The following is a 19,386-nucleotide window of genomic DNA, read 5'->3' as shown; positions in this document are numbered from 1 at the left end:
ACTCCTTTAAAGGTCGTGTTGGCGTAGCCAATCATCGATAAGTTGCTTGAGATGCTGGCCGCTAAAACTGGGGAAGTGTCCGCCATGCACCGTGCGCACCGGCAGCTCTCTAAGCCGTCGCATACTGGCGGCATAGTCGGTGAGGTCGCTGTGCCACAGGTCTTCAATCAACGGACCATCGTAAATCAGGTCGCCCGAGATCAAGGTTTGCGTCGCGGATTCCCATAGCGCAATACCGCCGGGAGAATGCCCTGGGGTATGAATCACTTCCCACTGTCGATTGCCTAAATCCAACACCTCACCATCCTCTAATGGGCACACCATTTGCGGCGCGGTAATGCGGTAGCGTTCGTGGGAATAGGGCGCTGGCGGCAACGCTTCGAACATGTCGTCGCTGAGAAACTGCGCTGCCAGGGTGCGTGTATTATCCGGCGAATTCAGAATGTCTGCCTCAGCCCGATGCACATGGCAGCAATCAAATTCATGGGCCGCACCAATATGGTCAAAGTGGGTATGGCTGGCCACTGCCAAGATGTCACGCTGGCTAAGCAGCGCAACGTGTTGGCGCAGCGGTATGGCACCCAGACCAAAATCCACCACCATACCGCGCTCGCTGCCCTGGACATGCCAGATATTGCAGCGATAAAACGGCTTGATCCACGGCTCGTCGATCAAGGTAATACCGTCCGCCTTGGCGGCGGTACGGTACCACTGGTGTTCGTCAATACGCGTCAAGTTCATGCTGTCGCTCGCCTGGTGATGGCTACTTTGCTGACAACGTAATAGAGCCCGCCGGTAATCACAAACACGGGCAGCGAAGCACCAAAGTCCAGCGGTGCCACCCAGTTCCAGTAATACGCCAAAAGCGCCCCTACCGCATAGCTGCCCAACGCCAGCCAGTTAAATGCAGGCAGGCTATCGGCCTGTTGAATCAGTTGCGCCGAGGTGTAGCGCTGGCGACCCAGCAGGAAGTAATCGACGATCATCAGCGAAAAGGCGGGAATAAAGACGCTGCCAATAATCAGTAGAAACGTCTGGAACTGATCGAGAATACCGGGGATCAGTGCACCGATCACGGACACGACGCCAATGATCAACGCTGGCTTCCAGAACGGCACCTTGGGGCGCACGCTCATGAATGAAAGCGTCGCACTGTAGACACACATGACGTTCGTCGTCAGTACTGAAAAGAAAATCACCAGCGCCGCCGGCAGCCCAAACCCGAAACCGCTCAGCAGGGCGGTGGGATCGTAGGTCTGCTCCATGCCTTCGGCGATGGATAGCGCCGAGACCGTGGCGCCCAGCCCCATGGCAATCAAGGTGGCCGTCACATAGCCGCCCCAGGTACCGACGACCGCTGCCTTCAACGTACGGCAGTGGCGATTATAGTCCGCCGCGAGCGGTATCCAGGAAAAAGCAGTGGCCACGACGATATCGAAGATCACGCCGCCGCCCAGCACGCCTTCAGGCTCCAGTTGGGTAATGCTTGGCAGGTCGTAATGGCGATTGAGCGCAAACAGCACCACCGCCGATAGCCCCACCATTAACAGCGCTGCGATTTTCTCGACCTTTTCGATACCCAAGTGTCCGCGAAGGGCGATAAGCACCACCAGGGATTCGCACAACACCGTAAACAGCGCCACATTGGAATAGCCCGTCAGGCTCTCCACCGCGTAGTCGAGGCTCATGCCTGCCAAGAGCGCCTGGATCCAGCTCCACGCAATCAGCGCCAGCAGGTTCACCCAGGCAGGAAAGTTGGCGCCTTTTCTACCGAAGGTACCCCGCGCCAGCACCATGGTCGTCATCCCGGTTCGCTGGCCCATGACCCCGATCAACACCAGCGGGATAATGCCGATCGCCGAGCCTACCGCGATCAGCAGCATGGCATGCTGAAAAGTGAGATCCGGCACCAAGAACATACCGGTCAATATGGTGGTAACAACGACGTTGGCGCCCAACCACAGCGCGAAGGTTCCAGGCAGACCGAGACTGTGTTCCACGTCGTCTGCCGACAGCGTATCCTGGCCTAATACATGATTATTCTTCATTGTTGTCTCCTGTTTCGATCAGGTTTGTTTGCCATGCGGCGGCGTTTATCTCGATCAGTAACGGCCCGTTCGCTTCGTGGTTGGTGAGCGCTTTAGCCAACTCGGCGGGGCTTTCTACGAGCACCCCCGGGCAACCAAAGCCTTCGGCCAGAGTGAGAAAGTTCGGCGCCTGAAGGTCCACGCCCAGGCGGGCAACGCCGTTGGCATCCATATAGCGGCGAATCTCTTCGTAACCGGCGTTGTGCCACAGCACGATCACCACCGGCAGACGCTCCTCTACCGCTGTTGCTATCTCAGCGAGGGTAAACATCACTCCACCATCGCCTACCAAGGCCACCACCGGTAGATCAGGGCGACCCAACTGAGCGCCCAGCGCCGCCGGCAGCCCATAGCCCAAGGTGCCGTAGCCCGTTGAGGCGTTGAAATAACGCCTCGGCGCTGGCTGGCTAACCAGGTGATTGCCGGCATACACCGGCGCGGTGGAATCACCCACCAATATCGCCCCAGGCAGATGCTCGGCCAGGGTGTCGTAGAGCGGGACAAAGTCGCTGAAGGCAGGATCGTTTTCTAGATTCAGCGCGCTCAAGGCGTTAGCCGTTCGCTCAATGCCATTACGCTGCATTGCGTCTGGGAAATGCGCCAACAGACGTTCAAGACTGCGTCCGGCGTCCCCCACCAGCCCCAATGTCGTTCGCTGATTGCGCACCAGTTGCTCAGGGTCGAGATCGATCCGTATCAGCGCACCATTAAGATGAAAGCCACCATCAAACACCACGTCATAATCGGTCTCACCAAGCTCGGTACCCACCGCCAGAATCACATCGGCATTGACCGCCAGTTCACGCACCGCGGGTAGCGCGGCGTTAGCCCCCAGATCCAGCGGATGGTCACGGCCCAGCAGGCCTTTGGCATTGATGGTCGTGACCGTGGGCGCATCCAGCTGTTCTACCAGTGCTCGCGCCGCCTCTGGCGCTGCCACGCAGCCACCGCCCAACAGTACCAAGGGTTGCTTCGCTGCATGCAACAAACGGGCGGCTTCGGCAAGCCCTTCCGGGTCGGGAGCAGCACGATAGAGCGTAGGTGCCTGCCAACTGGCCGGTTCATTTACCGGCGCATTAAACAAGTCGATGGGGATTTCGATATGCACCGGGCCAGGGCGTGCGCCATTAAAGACCGCAAAGGCACGGGCCAGCACCTCGGGCAGCGTGTTGGCGTCCAGCAGCGTATGGCTGAATCGCGCCACACCACTGATCATCTGCTGCTGGCTAGGCAGCTCGTGGAGCCGCCCCTGGCCCAAACCCAGCGTATCGCGGCGATTGACGCTGGAGATCACCAGCATGGGAATGGAGTCCGCCAGGGCCTGGCCCATGGCGGTGGCCATATTGGTCATTCCTGGCCCGGTGATAATCAGGCAAACGCCCGGCTTGCCGCTGGCCCGGGCATATCCGTCGGCCATAAACCCCGCACCCTGCTCATGGCGCGGAGTGATGTGCTGCACATCGCTGCCTTCCAGCCCGCGATAAAGCTCCACGGTATGCACGCCGGGAATGCCGAACAGTGTGCTGACACCGTAGGTATCGCGCAGCAAATGAACCAGCAGCTCGGCACAGCTCATGGTGGATTGATTGCTCGTTACGCTAGTGTTCATTGCAGGCCCCTTAGAAGAAAAACGTATGGGCCATAAAGGCAATGATCGGCAGCGTAATGGCGGTCCGCAGCAGGAAGATCGCCACCAGTTCCCAGAGCTTGATCGGGATCTTCGACTTGAGCAGCAGCGCGCCGATTTCCGACATGTAAATCAACTGAGTGAGCGACAGGCAGGCAATCACAAAGCGGGTCAGCTCGCTTTCGATATTGGTCGCCAGTACCGCCGGCAGAAACATGTCGGCAAAGCCCACCAGCGTCGCGGGCGCTGCCGCTTCTGCCTCGGGAATTCGCAGCAGCTCCAGCACCGGGACCATGGGATAGGAAAGCCAGGTAAACAGCGGGGTAAATTCGGCGAGAATCAGCGCTACCGTGCCAATGGCAAACACCAGCGGCAGCAGTGCGAGGAAAATATCCATGACGTTCAGCAGCGCCAGCTTTGCCAGTTCCCTTGGCCCCGGCGCACCGGCGGCGCGACGCGTGGCTTGCAGCAAGCTGTAACGCAACAGACCTATTTTAGCGGTGGGTTTTTCGCTGATCTGGCACCCTACCGGCTCATAGTAGTCATTGGCTTTGCGCGACAGTGGCGGCAAACGCGGCACGATCACCGCGGCGATCAACCCCGCCACGACCACCGTGAAATAAAACTGCACAAACAGGTGGTTAATATCCACAAAGCTGGTCACGAGCAGCGCAAAGGCAATCGAGACCACCGAAAAGTTGGAGGCAATCACCGAGGCTTCGCGGCCGTTATAGTAGCCCTGCTCATACTGTTGCGTGGTAATCAGTACGCCGACGGTACCCGACCCCATCCACGACGCGGTGGCATCGATAGCACTGCGGCCCGGCAGGTTGAAAATCACCCGAAACGGCTTGCGCACCAGGCTGCCGATAAACTCCATGAAGCCGAACTCGACCAGAAACGGCAGCAGCAGCGCAGCAAAGAAGAAGAAGGTCAGTAGCACCGGCGCCAGATCGTTAAGCATCACGCCACCGGTAAACGATGCGGTGACGAATTCGGGGCCTACCTGAAAAAACGTCATCAAGGCAAACAGCGCGCCCAGGATGCGCATACCCAGCCATACAGGCCCGACGTGAAACATTTCGTTCAGCACGCCCGATTTCGCCCAGGAAGGGTTCACCAGTTTGGCGTACAGCGTGGCGACGACCGAGAAGCACAATACCACCGTGGCGATAGCAGGCAGCGCCGCCCCCAGCAGGGTTTGCAACCCATCGGCCATCAGGCCCATGCCGATGTTAATGGTGTCGCCTACCTGAAAGGGCACCAAGAACAACAGCACCCCAATCAGGGAGGGAATTAAGAATTTAATGAGATGGCGCCGCTGGATCGGTTCATCGGCGCTTGGCTCGTCTAACTGCACATGCGAGGACATGGGTTCACCTGTATTGAAGGTTTATTGGAGGTGAGCTGGCGATTTCTGAAGCGGCGGACAACACCGCTTCTTAACTTGCATCGTTATCGTCTACGCCTTGTTAAGTCGGCGCTTTTTATCGCAATTATCGAATTAACTGCCGGTCTTCACGCCCGGCAGTACGCAGAGCATTTCATACAGCAGCGTGGCCCCCATTAATGCCGTGTTGCCGCTTGTGTCATAGGGGGGAGAGACTTCCACCAGATCACCGCCGACAATGTTCAAGCCTGACGCGCCCCGGACGATCTCGAGCCCCTGGGAAGACGTCAGGCCGCCCATTTCCACCGTGCCGGTGCCAGGGGCAACCGACGGATCCAGGGAGTCGATATCAAAGCTGATGTATACCGGGATATCGCCCATCTGTTCGCGCACTTCCTTCATCAACGGCGCCAGCGAGCGGTACCAGCACTCTTCGGCGGGCACAACGCGGAAGCCCTGCTCACGACACCAGTCGAAATCTTCCGCGGCGTATCCCGTCCCCCGCAGGCCTATCTGCACGACCTTGTTGGCGGCCAGCAGCCCCTCTTCCTGGGCACGGCGAAACGGCGTGCCATGGGCAATCGGCTCGCCAAACATGTGCTCATTCACATCGGCGTGGGCATCGACGTGGATCAGCCCCACCGGGCCATGTTTCTTGGCAATGGAGCGCAGTATCGGCAGTGTCAGCGTATGTTCGCCGCCAAGGGTCAGCGGAATGCAGTCATGCTTGAGCACCTCGTCGTAAAACGCGGTAATGATGTCGACGCTTTTCGGCAGGTGAAAGGTATTGATGGGTACGTCGCCGATGTCTGCCACCTGCAGGCTTTCAAAGGGGGCCGCGCGGGTCGCCATGTTGTAGGGGCGCAGCATGCGCGACTCATCGCGGATCTGGCGCGGCCCAAGGCGTGTGCCCGGGCGGTTTGACGTGCCAATATCCATTGGAATGCCGATAAAGGCGGCGTCCAACCCCTGAGCCGTCTCCTGCGTGGGCAGGCGCATCATGGTCGCGGGGCCGGCAAAGCGTGGCATGCTGTTGCCGCCCATCGGCTGATTAAAGTCCGACATACTCATCTCCAGCTTGTTATTGATTGAGCCATATCCGGCCTGACTACTGTTGAATACTGCAGGTACCGTGCCAACTTCCATTTCGCGCACAGACCGCCATTGGGCGTCGTTAAAAAACCCTTTTGATGCAAAAATGCATTGAAAATAGGGCCAATTGATTCAAGAATGCATTATCGATTCAGAAACGCATCAAAGGAGCGCCCGGTGAGCGACATCGATAGCTGCGTCCTGCAAACCATCGTGGAAACAGCCAACGACCATTTCTTCATCGTTGGTGGCGACGGCCGCGTGCTGGATATCAGCCCGGGCGCTGAAGCGGTTTACGGGTTATCACGCGAGGAACTGCTTGCCAGCAGCGTTCAACAGCTACAGGCCGCGGGGGTGCTTAAGCCGTCGATTACGCTTGAAGTAATGCGTACGCGTCGGCCTGCGCAGCTTATGCAGGTCACCGGGACAGGCCGACGCGTCATTGCCGAAGCCTACCCCGTCTTTGTGGAGGGCAAACTTGAGCGCGTCATCAGCCGCTCGCGGGACTTGACCGACCTTCAGTTGCTGCAAGATGAATACGCTCTGCTGCAAAAACGCTTCAGCGAACACCTGAAGCGTAGCCATGCCGCCCCCGATGCCGAAGAGCAGGCGCTGGATGACGCCCTGGATGACCTCCAGGTCAGAAGCAATGTCATGCGCGAAATTGCCCTGCTGCTCAAGCGCGTGGCCCCCTCCGATGCCAACGTGCTCATGCTGGGCGAGTCCGGCGTGGGGAAAACCGCCTTCGCCAAGCAATTACACCGCTGGAGCCAACGCTGTAACGGCCCTTTTATCGACGTCAACTGTTCCGCCATCCCCGAGAACCTTTTCGAGTCAGAAATGTTCGGCTACCAGCCCGGTGCCTTTAGTGGTGCGGCCAGGCAGGGCAAAGCGGGACTATTGGAGCAGGCCGAAGGTGGCACGCTATTTCTGGATGAGATCGGCGAGCTGCCGCTTTTGATGCAGACCAAACTGCTCAAGGTGATTCAGGATGGCAGCCTGACCCGCCTGGGCGATACACGACCGCGTCGGGTCGATTTCCGCCTGGTGGTCGCCACCAATCAGGACCTGGCCAAGCAGGTCGAAGCCGGGCACTTCAGGCTGGATCTCTACTACCGCCTTAACGTGATTCCCGTCACCCTGCCGCCGCTTCGCGACCGCCGCGAGGATATTCCCGACCTTGTCGACGCCTGCCTGAACCGGCTGAACCAGCGCTACGGTCGGCAAAAAATCCTGGGCAATCAGGTATGGTCGACGCTGATGGGCAGCGAGTGGCCGGGCAACGTCCGCGAACTGGAAAACTGGCTGGAGAGGGCCTGGCTTTCCAGCCCCACCGATCAAATCGAAACGCCTGCCGTTCACCCTCACGCTGAACAACCCGCCACGAATGCGCCAAGCGCCTCGCCCCCCTCCAACACATTACCCATCGCTCCCCACGAGACCCTCAAACAGTATCTGGCAAGGTTAGAGCGACAAACCTTTGAAGAACTAAGCGCCACGCTACCCAGCACCTACGCCATCGCCGAGCGGCTGGGCATCAGCCAGTCAAGCGTCGTACGCCGACTGCAGCGTTACGGTATTACGGTCTCCAAGTAAATATTTCGCTTGACACAGCTAACGTAACCATCCATCCATGTAAGTGTCATGCAAGTGCAACACCTTCAACACAAGCTGGATCAATAACAACCAACAGCCGGTGATGAGTGTTATGGACCAATCGCGTATCCGCCTGGAACGCGTTACCAAACGTTGGGACGCGATACCCGCTGTCGATCGTATTTCCTTCGACGTCACCCCGGGTCAATTCGTCATTTTGCTGGGGCCGTCGGGCTGCGGTAAATCGACCACATTGCGCATGATTGCTGGCCTTGAAGAGGCCAGCGACGGGCGTATTCATATCGGTGATCGCGACGTTACCCGGTTGCCGCCTGGGGATCGTGGGCTGAGCATGGTGTTTCAGTCCTACGCACTATTCCCGCACCTGAGCGTAGCTGACAACATCGTGTTTGGTCTGCGCAGCCGCAAGGTACCCAAGGCCGAGCAGCGCGAGCGGCTGGCCAAGGTCGCCGAACTCGTTGACCTCACCGACTACCTGAACCGCAAACCGGCCCAGCTTTCCGGTGGCCAGCGCCAGCGCGTGGCGCTGGCGCGCTCGGTGATCTCCGAACATCCGATCTGCCTTATGGACGAGCCGCTTTCCAACCTTGATGCCCGGCTGCGCAGCGATATGCGTCGGGAAATCAAGGCATTGCAAAGCCGCCTTAACATGACAGTGATCTACGTCACCCACGATCAGGTCGAAGCCATGAGCATGGGGGATCGTGTGATTCTGATGCAGCACGGCAAGATCGTGCAGGATGGCACTCCTGACGAGCTGTACAACCGCCCGGCCAGTGCCTTTGCCGCCAGCTTTATCGGCAGCCCGGCCATGAACCTGCTGCCGCTTGTGCCAGGCGAACATGGTGCCGTGATTGAAAGCGAACCCGACACAACGGTAGCCCCGCTGGAAGCCGCCAACGGGCAATTGGGCATCCGCCCGGAAGATATCGAGCTACGCCCTGCATCAGCTTCCGGGGTACCGGCAAAGGTGCTGAGCGACGAATATCTGGGCGCCGACACCATCGCCCACCTGGCGGTCGGCGACCATACCCTGCGGATCCGACTGCGCGGCCGCCACGCGATTACCGGCCAGCACTGCCGGATCGGCTGGCCTGCGTCCGCCGCGCACCTCTTCGCCGAGGACGGCCTGCGTCGTGACGATCTTGCCGCTTACTCACTCATGCCCACCGTATCCCCGGAAAGCGAATTACCCACTGGTTCACCGCAAGATGAATTGCGCCACTCCCAGCTCCAATCCCAACGTTGAGGTGTCTCCCATGCGTGCCCGTCTCCCCTTTGCTCTTTCTGCCCTCACCGCTGGCCTGCTCAGCGCCGGTCAGGTCGCCGCCAACGACCCGGTCGAATTGACCATGTACTACCCGGTCGCCGTCGGCGGTGCGCTTACCGATGTGGTCGACGACCTGGTCAACGAATTTGAAAGCGAGCATCCCGATATCGACGTGGAAGCCATCTACGCAGGCAACTACGACGACACCCGAGTACGCGCCATGTCGGCGATGGAAGCGGGAGATACGCCGCAGCTGTCGGTCATGTTCTCCATCGACCTCTACGAACTGCTGGAACAAGATGCCATCGTGGCCTTCGACGATCTGGTCGAAAGCGACGAAGAACGCGAGTGGCTCGATAGTTTCTACCCCGGGCTGATGGAAAACGGCCAGTTGGATGGCAAAACTTATGGCATTCCCTTCCAGCGCTCCACCATCGTGCTGTTCTGGAACAAAGACGCCTTTGAAGCCGCCGGCCTCGACCCCGAAACGCCCCCCGAGAACTGGGAACAAATGGCCGAAATGGCCGCCACCGTGCGCGAGGCCTCCGACGGCGAGCAATGGGGCGTGATGGTACCGTCCACCGGCTACCCCTACTGGATGTTCCAGGCCTTCGCCTTCCAGAACGGCCACCGGCTGATGAGCGAAGACGGTACCGAGGTCTATTTCGATGACCCTGCCGCCATTGAAGCGCTTGAATACTGGGTATCGCTGGCCAATGAGCACGGTGCCATGCCTGACGACACCATCGAATGGGGCACGCTGCGCCAGAATTTTATCGAGGAATCCACCGCGATGATGTGGCACACCACGGGCAACCTGAGTGCTGTGCGTAGCGAAGCAGACTTCGATTTTGGCGTGGCCATGCTGCCGATGAAAACCCAGCGCGGTAGCCCCACCGGCGGCGGCAACTTCTACATTTTTGAAGATACGACGGAAGAAGAACAGCAGGCAGCAATGACGTTTATCCGCTGGATGACCGCCCCTGAACGTGCCGCAGCCTGGTCGATCGAGACCGGCTACATGGGCGTCAGCCCTGCTGCCTACGAAACCGAAGCCCTGCGAGACTACGTCGCCAACTTCCCGCCTGCGGCGGTCGCCCGGGATCAGTTGGAACACAGCACGGCGGAGCTTTCCACCTACCAGGGTGGCCGTGTGCGCCGCGCTCTGGATAATGCCGTTCAAGCCGCGTTGACCGGTCAGATGACGCCTGAAGACGCCCTCTCTCAGGCACAGCAAGAGGCCGAAGGTGTGCTACGCCGCTACGCCCGCTAAGGCGCGTCAAAAAAACATAACGCTTTCATATTCGCCGGGGTGCGCCCCGGCTTTTTCCGGACTCGCGGTGTTCAATCATGACACTAACCGCCCACGCTAAAATGCAACTTTACGGCGCGCTGCTGTTGCTGCCTGCCGCCGTACTGCTGGCTGCTTTCGCCTATCTTCCCACGATCATGACCGTCATCAACAGCCTTTTTCTTCCCGGCTTTCGTGGCGAGCCCGCGGCGTTTGTCGGGGTCGAGAACTATCAGGTGCTGTTTGACGACCCGACCTTCTGGCAGGTGGCGCGTAATAACCTGCTCTATGCGCTGGGCACCATTCCCACCTCCATTGCCCTGGCGCTGGGCATGGCGCTGTTTGTCAACGGCAAGCTGTCGGGGCGCGGCTTTGTGCGTATGGCCTATTTCACGCCGACCATCCTGCCGATGATCGCCGCCGCCAATATCTGGATGTTTTTCTATGCACCGCAGATCGGCCTGTTCAATAGCCTGCTGGAAACATTGGGATTTTCCGGCGTGAATTGGCTGGGCGATCCAAGCGTGGCCCTCGGCTCGGTGATCGTCATGTCGGTGTGGAAGGAAGCCGGTTTCTTCATGATTTTCTACCTGGCCGCGCTACAGAGTATTCCACCGGAACTCAAGGAAGCCGCTGACCTTGAAGGGACCGGCCGCTGGAGCTTCTTCTGGCGGGTTACCTTTCCGCTACTGATGCCCACCACACTCTTTGTATTGATCAATGCGCTGATCAACGCGGTACGCGTGGTGGATCACCTGTTTATCCTGACCAAGGGTGGGCCCAACAACGCCACCAACCTGCTGCTTTATTACGTCTACGAAAATGCCTTCTCGTTCTTCGACCGCACCACGGCGGCGACCATTACGGTAGTGATTCTTCTGGTGCTCGCCGTGGTCGCAACGCTGAAGTTCACGATCCTTGATCGCAGGACGCACTACCAATGAACACCACAACGACCACTGCGCCCCGCTCTCGTTATGTCTCCATTCCGTCGCTTGAAACGGTGGCCGCATGGCTGCTGGCGGTTATCTGGGTCTTTCCGCTGCTGTATGCGTTCTGGGCCGCCTTTCATCCCAGCGAATTCATGGTGAATTTTGAAATATTCGCCCCGCTGACGCTGGAAAACTTCACCGATGCCTGGTCACAGGCGCCCTTTGCCCGCTACTACCTGAACACCTTTGCACTGGTGACCGGCGTGGTATTCGCCCAGTTTGTGGTCTGTACCCTGGCGGCATTCGCGTTTGCCCGTTTTCCGGTGCCCGGCAAGAACGTCCTGTTCATGCTGGTGCTGATTCAGCTGTTCGTGTTTCCCGAAGTACTGATCGTCGAGAACTACCGTATCGCCAGCGGGCTGGGCTTGATCGACACCATCACCGGGATCGGCCTGCCCTACGTGGCCAGTGCTTTCGGGATTTTCCTGTTGCGTCAGACGTTCAAGACCATCCCCCGGGAGTTGGAGGACGCTGCGCGCATCGAAGGCTGCAACTGGCTGGAAATTTTGTGGAAGGTCTATGTACCGCTGGCCAAGCCCACCTACCTGGCTTACGGCCTGGTCTCGATCAGCCACCACTGGAACAATTTCCTGTGGCCACTCGTCGTCACCAACTCGGTAGAGAGCCGTCCGTTAACCGTCGGGCTGGGCGTCTTTTCGGCACCGGAAACCGGCGTTAACTGGGCGACGGTGAGTGCCGCCACCCTGTTGAGTATCGCCCCCCTACTGGTCGCCTTCCTGCTCTTCCAGCGCCAGTTCGTGCAGTCGTTTTTACGGGCGGGGATTCGCTAGGCAGACGCCCCTCGGGTTTTTCGTGCGACAATTCTCTCTCAGGCACGAGACAAGGAGAGCATTGATGCACGGCGACCCTCACCCGGCAGCCCTCAAGGTACTGCAGGAGGTATTTGGCTACGACAGCTTTCGCGGCCCGCAGCAGGCGATCATTGAGCATGTAATCGCCGGTGGCGATGCGCTGGTGCTGATGCCCACCGGCGGAGGCAAGTCGCTGTGCTATCAGATCCCGGCGCTACTCCGCGAAGGCACCGCCATTGTGGTTTCGCCGCTGATCGCGTTGATGCAGGATCAGGTAGCGGCACTTCAACAGAACGGGGTCAGGGCGGCTTACCTTAACTCCAGCCTCGATTATCACGAGGCGGTCGAGGTTGAGAACCGCCTGCGAGCGGGGGAACTGGATCTTTTGTATGTCGCGCCCGAGCGGCTGGCCACGCCGCGTATGCAGATGCTACTGGAGCAGACCCGGATTGCGCTGTTCGCCATTGATGAGGCCCACTGTGTCTCCCAGTGGGGCCACGATTTCCGCCCCGAGTATCGCCAGCTTTCCCAGCTTCATCAGCGTTTCCCCCACGTGCCGCGCATCGCCCTCACCGCCACCGCCGATGTGCCCACCCGGGGCGATATCATGGAGCATCTGCAGCTTCAGGAAGCGGCGCTTTACAACAGCGGCTTTGACCGGCCCAACATTCGCTACCATATCGCCGAGAATCAGGGTAACGCCAAGGAGCAGTTGCTGCGCTTTATTCGTGAGCACCACGACGGCGAGGCGGGTATCGTCTACTGCCTTTCCCGGCGCAAGGTGGAGGAAACCGCCGCCTGGCTGGAGCGCCAGGGGCTGACGGCACTGCCCTACCATGCGGGGCTTCCCCCCGAGCAGCGCCAGTACCACCAGACCCGCTTTCTGCGCGAAGAGGGTGTGGTCGTCGTGGCCACCATCGCCTTTGGCATGGGCATCGACAAGCCGGACGTGCGCTTCGTCGCCCACCTCAACCTTCCCAAGAGCATCGAAGCCTACTACCAGGAGACCGGCCGGGCCGGGCGCGACGGCCTGGCCGCCGATGCCTGGATGGCCTACGGGCTTCAGGACGTGATCACGCTGCGCCAGATGCAGCAGGACTCCAGCGCCGCTGACCATCAAAAGCGCATTGAGCAGCAGAAGCTCGACGCCATGCTGGGACTGTGCGAGATCATCAGCTGCCGCCGCCAGGCGCTGTTGAACTATTTTGGCGATCACCTGGACGCCCCCTGCGGCAATTGCGACAACTGCCTGACGCCACCCGAGACATGGGAGGCCACCGTGGCGGCGCAAAAGGCGCTCTCCTGTGTCTACCGCACCGAACAGCGCTTCGGCGTGACCTACCTCGTGGATGTCCTGCTAGGCAAAAGCAACGAGCGTATCACCCGCTTTGGCCACGACCGCCTCAGCACCTTCGGCATTGGTAAAGACCTCGCGGCCAGCGAATGGAAAGCGCTCTTTCGCCAACTGATTGCCAGCGGCTTTTTGAGCGTGGATATGGAGGGGCACGGCGGCATCAAGCTAACTGCTAATGCCAAGCCGGTGCTGCGCGGCGAGCAGACCCTCACCCTGCGCAAACCAAGCAAAGCCAAGGCAACTCGACGGGGAAGCAAAAGCACCTCTGTGCCGCAGGGCCACGGCCCGCTGTGGGAAGCCCTGCGTCAGCACCGCCGTGAACTGGCTGAAGCCCAGGGCGTACCTGCCTATGTGATTTTCCACGACGCCACCCTGGCCGAGATGGTCGAGCAGACCCCTCAGAGCCTGGCGGCACTGGGCGCCATCTCCGGCATCGGCGCGCGCAAGCTGACGGACTACGGCGAGGGCTTTCTGAACGTTATCCTGACGCATCAGGAAACCGAGCATTAGTTGAGAGAAAGAAGCGCATCGAGCGCTTCAGATGTGAAAATTTAAACCTATCAAGCAACCCCCTGCTGTCTACCTGTTTATCGATAGACTTTTCAAGACACAGGCTTGTTTTGGATTAAATCATGTCCTAATATAGAGGTATGAGTATATACAATGGCACATACAAAGGTTCGTCTAAAGGCAGAGGTCGTCCCAGGGAGTTCGACATTGACGAAGCATTAGACCGCGCGATCCTCCACTTCAGGAAGCACGGTTATAATGGGGTGTCGATTGCCGATCTTTCAGGCGCTCTTAAACTGTCATCCGGTAGTATCTACAAAGCGTTCCTGAATAAGCACAACTTGTTTTCTGCTGCACTAGACCGATACATGGCCCTGCGCGGTGCCAAACTATTGGATATTATGAACAGCGAGGAGTCAGGGCGAGAGAAATTACGCCGCCTGTTAGTGTTTTACGCTGAGTCCTCTCATGCCTCAGAGGGCCGGTATGGCTGTCTTGTTATCGTTGGGGCAGTAGAGCTGGCCAGCACAGACGAAGAAATTGCCGCCAAAGTTTCTTCCGCACTAGAAGGAAATCAGAAACGTCTTAATGACATCATTCTTCAAGGGCAAAATGATGGATCAATCTCAAAAAAAGTCGATGCTGAGACAACGGCGAGGTTAATGCTATCTCTGGCCCAGGGTATGCGTGTCTTGGGCAAAACGGGCCAGAAGCGCGAAGACATGATGGCGGTGGTTGATGCAGCGATGCAACTTCTCAACTGAACGGAAATAGCGCCTGCTATTTGATATAGCCGTGATTACGCACGGCTTTTTTAGAATTATTTAGGAAATAAAATGACCCAAATAAAGCATTCATCAAACACCAATGCAGTCCCAAGTGATACTCAACAGGAAATATCACCTTGGCTGATACTGCTACTTGCGTGTGCATGTGGATTAATCGCCGCCAATATTTACTACGCACAACCCTTAGTCGGCCCGATAAGTCAGGAGCTTAGGCTGTCGGAGCAGTTTTCCGGCTTGATCGTAACACTAACGCAAATCGGCTATGGCGCAGGTCTATTGCTGGTGGTTCCCTTGGCTGACCTATTTGAAAATCGCCGACTGGCGATCACCATTCTTGCTATTGGTGCTGCAGGCCTACTCGCATCCGGTCTAGTCACTTCAACCACACCATTTCTGGCGGCCGCATTGCTTGTAGGTCTGGGCTCAGTCACCGTTCAAATCCTCGTACCTTATGCAGCGCACCTGTCACCAGAGGCTACCCGTGGACAAGTTGTCGGCAATGTCATGAGCGGGCTAATGCTAGGCATCATGTTAGCCAGGCCAGTAGCGAGCTTGATCACTCACTTTGCGACATGGCGGACGGTATTTTTAGTATCTTTCGTTGCCATGCTAGCCCTAATGCTAACCTTGCGCCTAACGTTACCTAAGCGGACTGTGACAGCCAAAATGAGTTACCCGCAAATGCTGATGTCCATGCTGCAACTGGTTCGAACCACACCCGCCCTTCGCCGCAGGGCGCTTTACCAAGCCTGCATGTTTGGCGCGTTCAGCCTGTTTTGGACAACTACTCCGCTATTGCTGGCAAGCCCTGCCTTCGGATTAAGTCAAAAGGGCATTGCACTGTTCGCTCTTGCGGGCGTCGCTGGTGCCATTGCAGCACCTATCGCAGGTCGTGTCGCCGATCGCGGATGGACAAGGCCTGCGACAGCCTTAGCCATGATCATGGCCATCGCGGCCTTCGCCATGACACATATCGACACACAGGGTACGTCTCTTTCACTGGCGTTGTTCGTTGTTGCTGGCATCGTGCTTGATTTCGCCGTATCAGCGAATTTAGTCCTTGGTCAAAGAATTATTTTTTCTCTGGCTCCTGAGATAAGAGGTCGCTTGAATGGGTTGTATATGACTACGTTCTTTTGTGGCGGCGCTATAGGATCTGCCTCAGGAGGATGGTCATTTTCTCACTATGGATGGCTCGGCACCTCAGTAGTAGGTACTGCTTCTGGACTTATTGCATTAGCGTATTTTCTGACCGAACCCTCAAGTTAACAAATCGATTAATAAGTATAGAAACATGGTGTCTACTAAAACTAGCTTCGCGGCTTCTTGTGTATTTGTTTTACTATGGTCGACAGGCTTCATTGTAGGTAGGATGATTGTTGGATCTGCTTCACCCAATATATTTTTGGCGCTTAGATTCTTTCTTTCCTGCCTACTTTTCACAATCCTTGCACTAGGTTTAAACAAGAAGTGCCCCCCGCTTTCAGAGTGGCACAAGCATGCAATCGCAGGATTTTTTATTAACGGAATTTATCTTGGCGGTAGTTATTGGGCTATTGCTCAAGGCTTCCCAGCTGCGCTTATGGCACTGTTTGGAGCATTACAACCTGTCATAACGATGATAATTTTATTTTTCCTAATTGATGAAAAACTATCCAGACTCCAAGGAATTGGCATACTTATCGGCCTCTCTGGCGTGATTATGGTGCTACTGCCATCTATAGAGACATCTGGGGGTCAAAACTATTCGCCGGGTGTGCTTCTCATAGCGGCTGCATCAATTCTATCTATTACATGGGGTACTATTCTTCAGAAGTCGTCGATAGCCAGTTCCGAATTATTGCCATCTATGGCTATTCAAAACGCATTCGCTGCTGTCACATCGGCTGCATTGATTATTTTATTAGATGAATCAACAATCTCATTAGATTTCAATTTTATATTCGCGCTTGTTTGGGCTATTATCGTCTTATCAGGGGTTGGAACTTTTCTTTTAATATGGCTGATTCGACATGGTAACACAACACAAACAACGTCGCTTTTATTGCTTGCCCCGCCTTTAGCAGCTATCGAAGCATGGCTCCTCTTTGGTGAACAATTGTCTTTGTTTCAGATAACTGGCTTTGCATTGTCCTTAACAGGTGTAGCCGTTTGTCGAAAAATAAGCGTTTCATAACACCAGAGAATGCCCGCCTGGATGCTAATCATCTAGAGCGGATGTCGTTGATTTTCGGCATCTATAAAGCACTGCATGTACTGTTGCCCAATAAAGAAGCGGCTAACAGCTGGTTGCAGCGAGCCAACCGTACCCCTCTTTTTGCTGGCCACACACAATGGAGCGTCTGTTGAATGGACACGTCTCCGACCTCTACGTTGTTCGCCAACATTTAGAAGCCGCGCGTGGTGGGGATCATGCATGACATTCCCGCTGAGCAACGTTACGTGGCAACCCAGCTACCGGGTTATTCCCTCGCGATTTCCTCCCATTGATTTATTCGAAGGCGTCAACAGCAACGCTGATGACTGGGACTTACTCAATGAGCTGGAGGGTGAAACCTCCGCAAGGCTGCGTGAGGAAGCGGGCGCCATTCACTTGGTTCGTGACGACGAGCGTCGTTACGGCCCCGGCTGGACGCCCGTCATGGCGGCCTTCTGCCATTTCCCCGCGACCGGTTCGCGTTTTAGCGATGGCGCCTTTGGGGCCTACTACTGCGCACTGACCGAAGCCACCACCATTGCCGAAACCGTGTACCACACAGAACGCTTTATGGGAGAGTCAAACGAACCGCCCGTGATGCTTCAGCAGCGTGTTTATCTGTCGGATTTAACGGGCCAACTCATTGATTTACTCCAACAAGATGCAGCCCAAACGCTTCTCAGACCGGATTGCTGGGCGTCCGGGCAAACCTTGGGGAGAAAAGCCTGGGAGGAGCAAACCGATGGCATCGTTTACCCCAGCGTTCGAGATCAGGAAAGCGAATGTGCCGCGGTGCTTCGCCCGCCCGTGCTATCTACCACAAGGCAAGGGCGTCACCTCGGGTATGACTGGGACGGGCAGCGAATCCGTCATGTTTATGAGCTGACGGTATTGCGCTAGCGGTTTCAGTACGGCGGATCAGCAAGCTGATAGGCACTACCGGGCTGATCTCCCTACGTTACCAGCAGGGTCATCGCCGATGGGCACGTCATCCGGACTAGCCACCCAGACACGATTGCGGCCCCGGCGCTTGGCTTGGTAAAGCGCCTGATCGGCGTGGCAAAGTATGTCCTCAGCCGTCATATCTGCCGCCGGTGGCAGCACCGCCACGCCCACGCTGACGGTGACGACCGCCCGGGGCGAGAGGCCGACATTGGCTATCTGCAAGGCTTCGACGCTGCGACGGATACGTTCGGCCTCCAGCTCGGCGGCCTCCGGCGACGCCTCTGCCATGAGCACCACGAATTCCTCGCCGCCAAACCGCACCACCAGGTCGGCGGTGCGGCTATTCAGCTGCATGGCCCTGGCTACCTGGCGCAAACAGTCGTCGCCCTGGGGATGCCCATAGTGATCGTTATAGGCTTTGAAGTGGTCGATATCGATCACCATGAGCCCAATCCAGGCGTCTTTCTCAACGGCCTCACGCCAGCGTGTGGCAAGTTCCGCGTCGAACTGCCGACGGTTGGCCAGGTTCGTCAGCGGGTCGGTCAGTGACAGCTGGGAAAGCACTTCGTTGTCTTTAAGGTAATGGCCGGCGCGCAGCTTTTCCCGCAGTACGTGCAGATACGCAAGTCGCTCGCTACGTTCGAGACGGTAGTTAGCCACCAACGTAAAAACCGCATTGGCGAGAAGGGTAAAAATAGCCAGCCGCTTGGCGTCTGTCGGCATCGGGTCGTAGGTCACGACAAACGCCGAGGCGATCACAATGCTGAGCACAGAAGATGCCAGCGCGTAGCGGAAACGCAGCGAATACACGATATTGCCCACCACCAGGATGAGCCCGAAAGAGAACACGTCCAGATAGGAGTAGAACGCGGTGGACGAGGCTAGGATCACGCAGGAGATCACCGTGGCACAAACCACCGTAAAGGCCATCAGGAATTCGCGCGCCGGTGGCGATACCCCGCGATGCACCTGCCAAAGGATGGCCAGCCCGACGGGCAACATCACCCCTGCCCGCAACGCTACTGCCATGGTGAACGCATCGGGGCGAAAGCTGAAATCGTTGATCAGAAAGAGGTTATAGATGAACGCCGCTATCAAACCGGCCGCCACCATGTTTCCGCTGCGTTGCCGCTGCGTATCGGCCTCGAACTGCGCTTCTATGTGACCGGCAAAGCGCAACCGCCAGGGGCCTCTGCCAAGCGCGCCTTCGACGTCTTTGAGCAACACGTCATTGACCATGCCCCACCCCTATGACCCAACCAGCTCACCTTTCGCATCAATGCCGCGTTAGTGGGCACAGTACTTTACTTTGAAGACGGTTATGCAAAGCCACGATAGCATCAAGTTATAATGGATACGCCGACGCTGATTAAACGCGGATGACACTTTTTTGTGAAGCGTTCATCAGCCTCTC

At 57.4% G+C, this 19,386-nt stretch carries 16 protein-coding genes; 10 read left to right on the top strand and 6 right to left on the bottom strand.

Annotated features, from left to right (window positions below; all coding sequences use genetic code 11):
- Nucleotides 1–6: 6 nt before the first annotated feature.
- From QC816_RS09480 to speB, 5 genes are all read right to left on the bottom strand, one after another.
- Entirely contained in the window at nt 7–741 is a 735-nt protein-coding gene (locus tag QC816_RS09480; RefSeq protein ID WP_085919979.1) for an MBL fold metallo-hydrolase, read from the bottom strand.
- Nucleotides 738–2,048: a purine-cytosine permease family protein gene (locus QC816_RS09475; protein WP_085919980.1), complete on the bottom strand. Its 1,311-nt coding sequence runs from the start codon at nt 2,046–2,048 to the stop codon at nt 738–740. The genes QC816_RS09480 and QC816_RS09475 overlap by 4 nt, the downstream gene beginning before the upstream one ends.
- A complete protein-coding gene (locus QC816_RS09470) occupies nt 2,038–3,696 on the bottom strand; it encodes a 5-guanidino-2-oxopentanoate decarboxylase (RefSeq protein WP_309781803.1) in 1,659 nt (552 codons plus the stop codon). Before QC816_RS09470 ends, QC816_RS09475 begins: the two co-directional genes overlap by 11 nt.
- A 10-nt stretch (nt 3,697–3,706) precedes the next feature.
- A complete protein-coding gene (locus QC816_RS09465) occupies nt 3,707–5,086 on the bottom strand; it encodes a YjiH family protein (RefSeq protein WP_309781801.1) in 1,380 nt (459 codons plus the stop codon).
- A 132-nt stretch (nt 5,087–5,218) separates the two neighbouring features.
- Complete coding sequence (gene speB, locus QC816_RS09460; protein WP_085919983.1) at nt 5,219–6,169, bottom strand: agmatinase; 951 nt, start codon at nt 6,167–6,169, stop codon at nt 5,219–5,221.
- A 204-nt stretch (nt 6,170–6,373) separates the two neighbouring features.
- Here speB and QC816_RS09455 point away from each other — a divergent pair, with 204 nt between their 5' ends.
- From QC816_RS09455 to QC816_RS09410, 10 genes are all read left to right on the top strand, one after another.
- Nucleotides 6,374–7,792, top strand: a complete 1,419-nt coding sequence (locus QC816_RS09455; RefSeq protein ID WP_199284049.1) for a sigma-54 interaction domain-containing protein — start codon at nt 6,374–6,376, stop codon at nt 7,790–7,792.
- Nucleotides 7,793–7,904: 112 nt separating this feature from the next.
- Nucleotides 7,905–9,062 carry an ABC transporter ATP-binding protein gene (locus QC816_RS09450; protein ID WP_309781799.1) on the top strand — a complete coding sequence of 386 codons (1,158 nt, stop codon included), beginning with the start codon at nt 7,905–7,907 and terminating at the stop codon, nt 9,060–9,062.
- Nucleotides 9,063–9,072: 10 nt separating this feature from the next.
- On the top strand, nt 9,073–10,356 hold the full coding sequence (locus tag QC816_RS09445; protein ID WP_268901592.1) for an ABC transporter substrate-binding protein: 1,284 nt from the start codon (nt 9,073–9,075) through the stop codon (nt 10,354–10,356).
- A gap of 77 nt (nt 10,357–10,433) precedes the next feature.
- Entirely contained in the window at nt 10,434–11,318 is an 885-nt protein-coding gene (locus QC816_RS09440; protein ID WP_085920478.1) for a carbohydrate ABC transporter permease, read from the top strand.
- Nucleotides 11,315–12,157 carry a carbohydrate ABC transporter permease gene (locus QC816_RS09435; RefSeq protein WP_199284052.1) on the top strand — a complete coding sequence of 281 codons (843 nt, stop codon included), beginning with the start codon at nt 11,315–11,317 and terminating at the stop codon, nt 12,155–12,157. Before QC816_RS09440 ends, QC816_RS09435 begins: the two co-directional genes overlap by 4 nt.
- 64 nt (nt 12,158–12,221) lie before the next feature.
- A complete protein-coding gene (gene recQ, locus QC816_RS09430; RefSeq protein ID WP_309781796.1) occupies nt 12,222–14,042 on the top strand; it encodes a DNA helicase RecQ in 1,821 nt (606 codons plus the stop codon).
- Between the two features lie 140 nt (nt 14,043–14,182).
- Nucleotides 14,183–14,806, top strand: coding sequence for a TetR/AcrR family transcriptional regulator (locus tag QC816_RS09425; protein WP_309781795.1), 624 nt, complete (start codon nt 14,183–14,185; stop codon nt 14,804–14,806).
- A 72-nt stretch (nt 14,807–14,878) separates the two neighbouring features.
- A complete protein-coding gene (locus tag QC816_RS09420; protein WP_309781794.1) occupies nt 14,879–16,099 on the top strand; it encodes an MFS transporter in 1,221 nt (406 codons plus the stop codon).
- A gap of 25 nt (nt 16,100–16,124) precedes the next feature.
- Nucleotides 16,125–17,006, top strand: a complete 882-nt coding sequence (locus QC816_RS09415) for a DMT family transporter (protein WP_309781792.1) — start codon at nt 16,125–16,127, stop codon at nt 17,004–17,006.
- Nucleotides 17,007–17,246: 240 nt separating this feature from the next.
- On the top strand, nt 17,247–17,927 hold the full coding sequence (locus tag QC816_RS09410) for an RES family NAD+ phosphorylase (protein WP_309781790.1): 681 nt from the start codon (nt 17,247–17,249) through the stop codon (nt 17,925–17,927).
- A gap of 36 nt (nt 17,928–17,963) precedes the next feature.
- Here the strand turns inward: QC816_RS09410 and QC816_RS09405 are convergent, their stop codons facing one another.
- Nucleotides 17,964–19,211 carry a GGDEF domain-containing protein gene (locus QC816_RS09405; RefSeq protein WP_309781789.1) on the bottom strand — a complete coding sequence of 416 codons (1,248 nt, stop codon included), beginning with the start codon at nt 19,209–19,211 and terminating at the stop codon, nt 17,964–17,966.
- Nucleotides 19,212–19,386 lie beyond the last annotated feature (175 nt).

This window comes from Vreelandella janggokensis, assembly GCF_031451615.1.
In the GTDB taxonomy this organism is placed as follows: domain Bacteria; phylum Pseudomonadota; class Gammaproteobacteria; order Pseudomonadales; family Halomonadaceae; genus Vreelandella; species Vreelandella janggokensis.
Note: the sequence above shows the minus strand (reverse complement) of the source record. Positions and strands in the feature narration are given on the sequence as shown.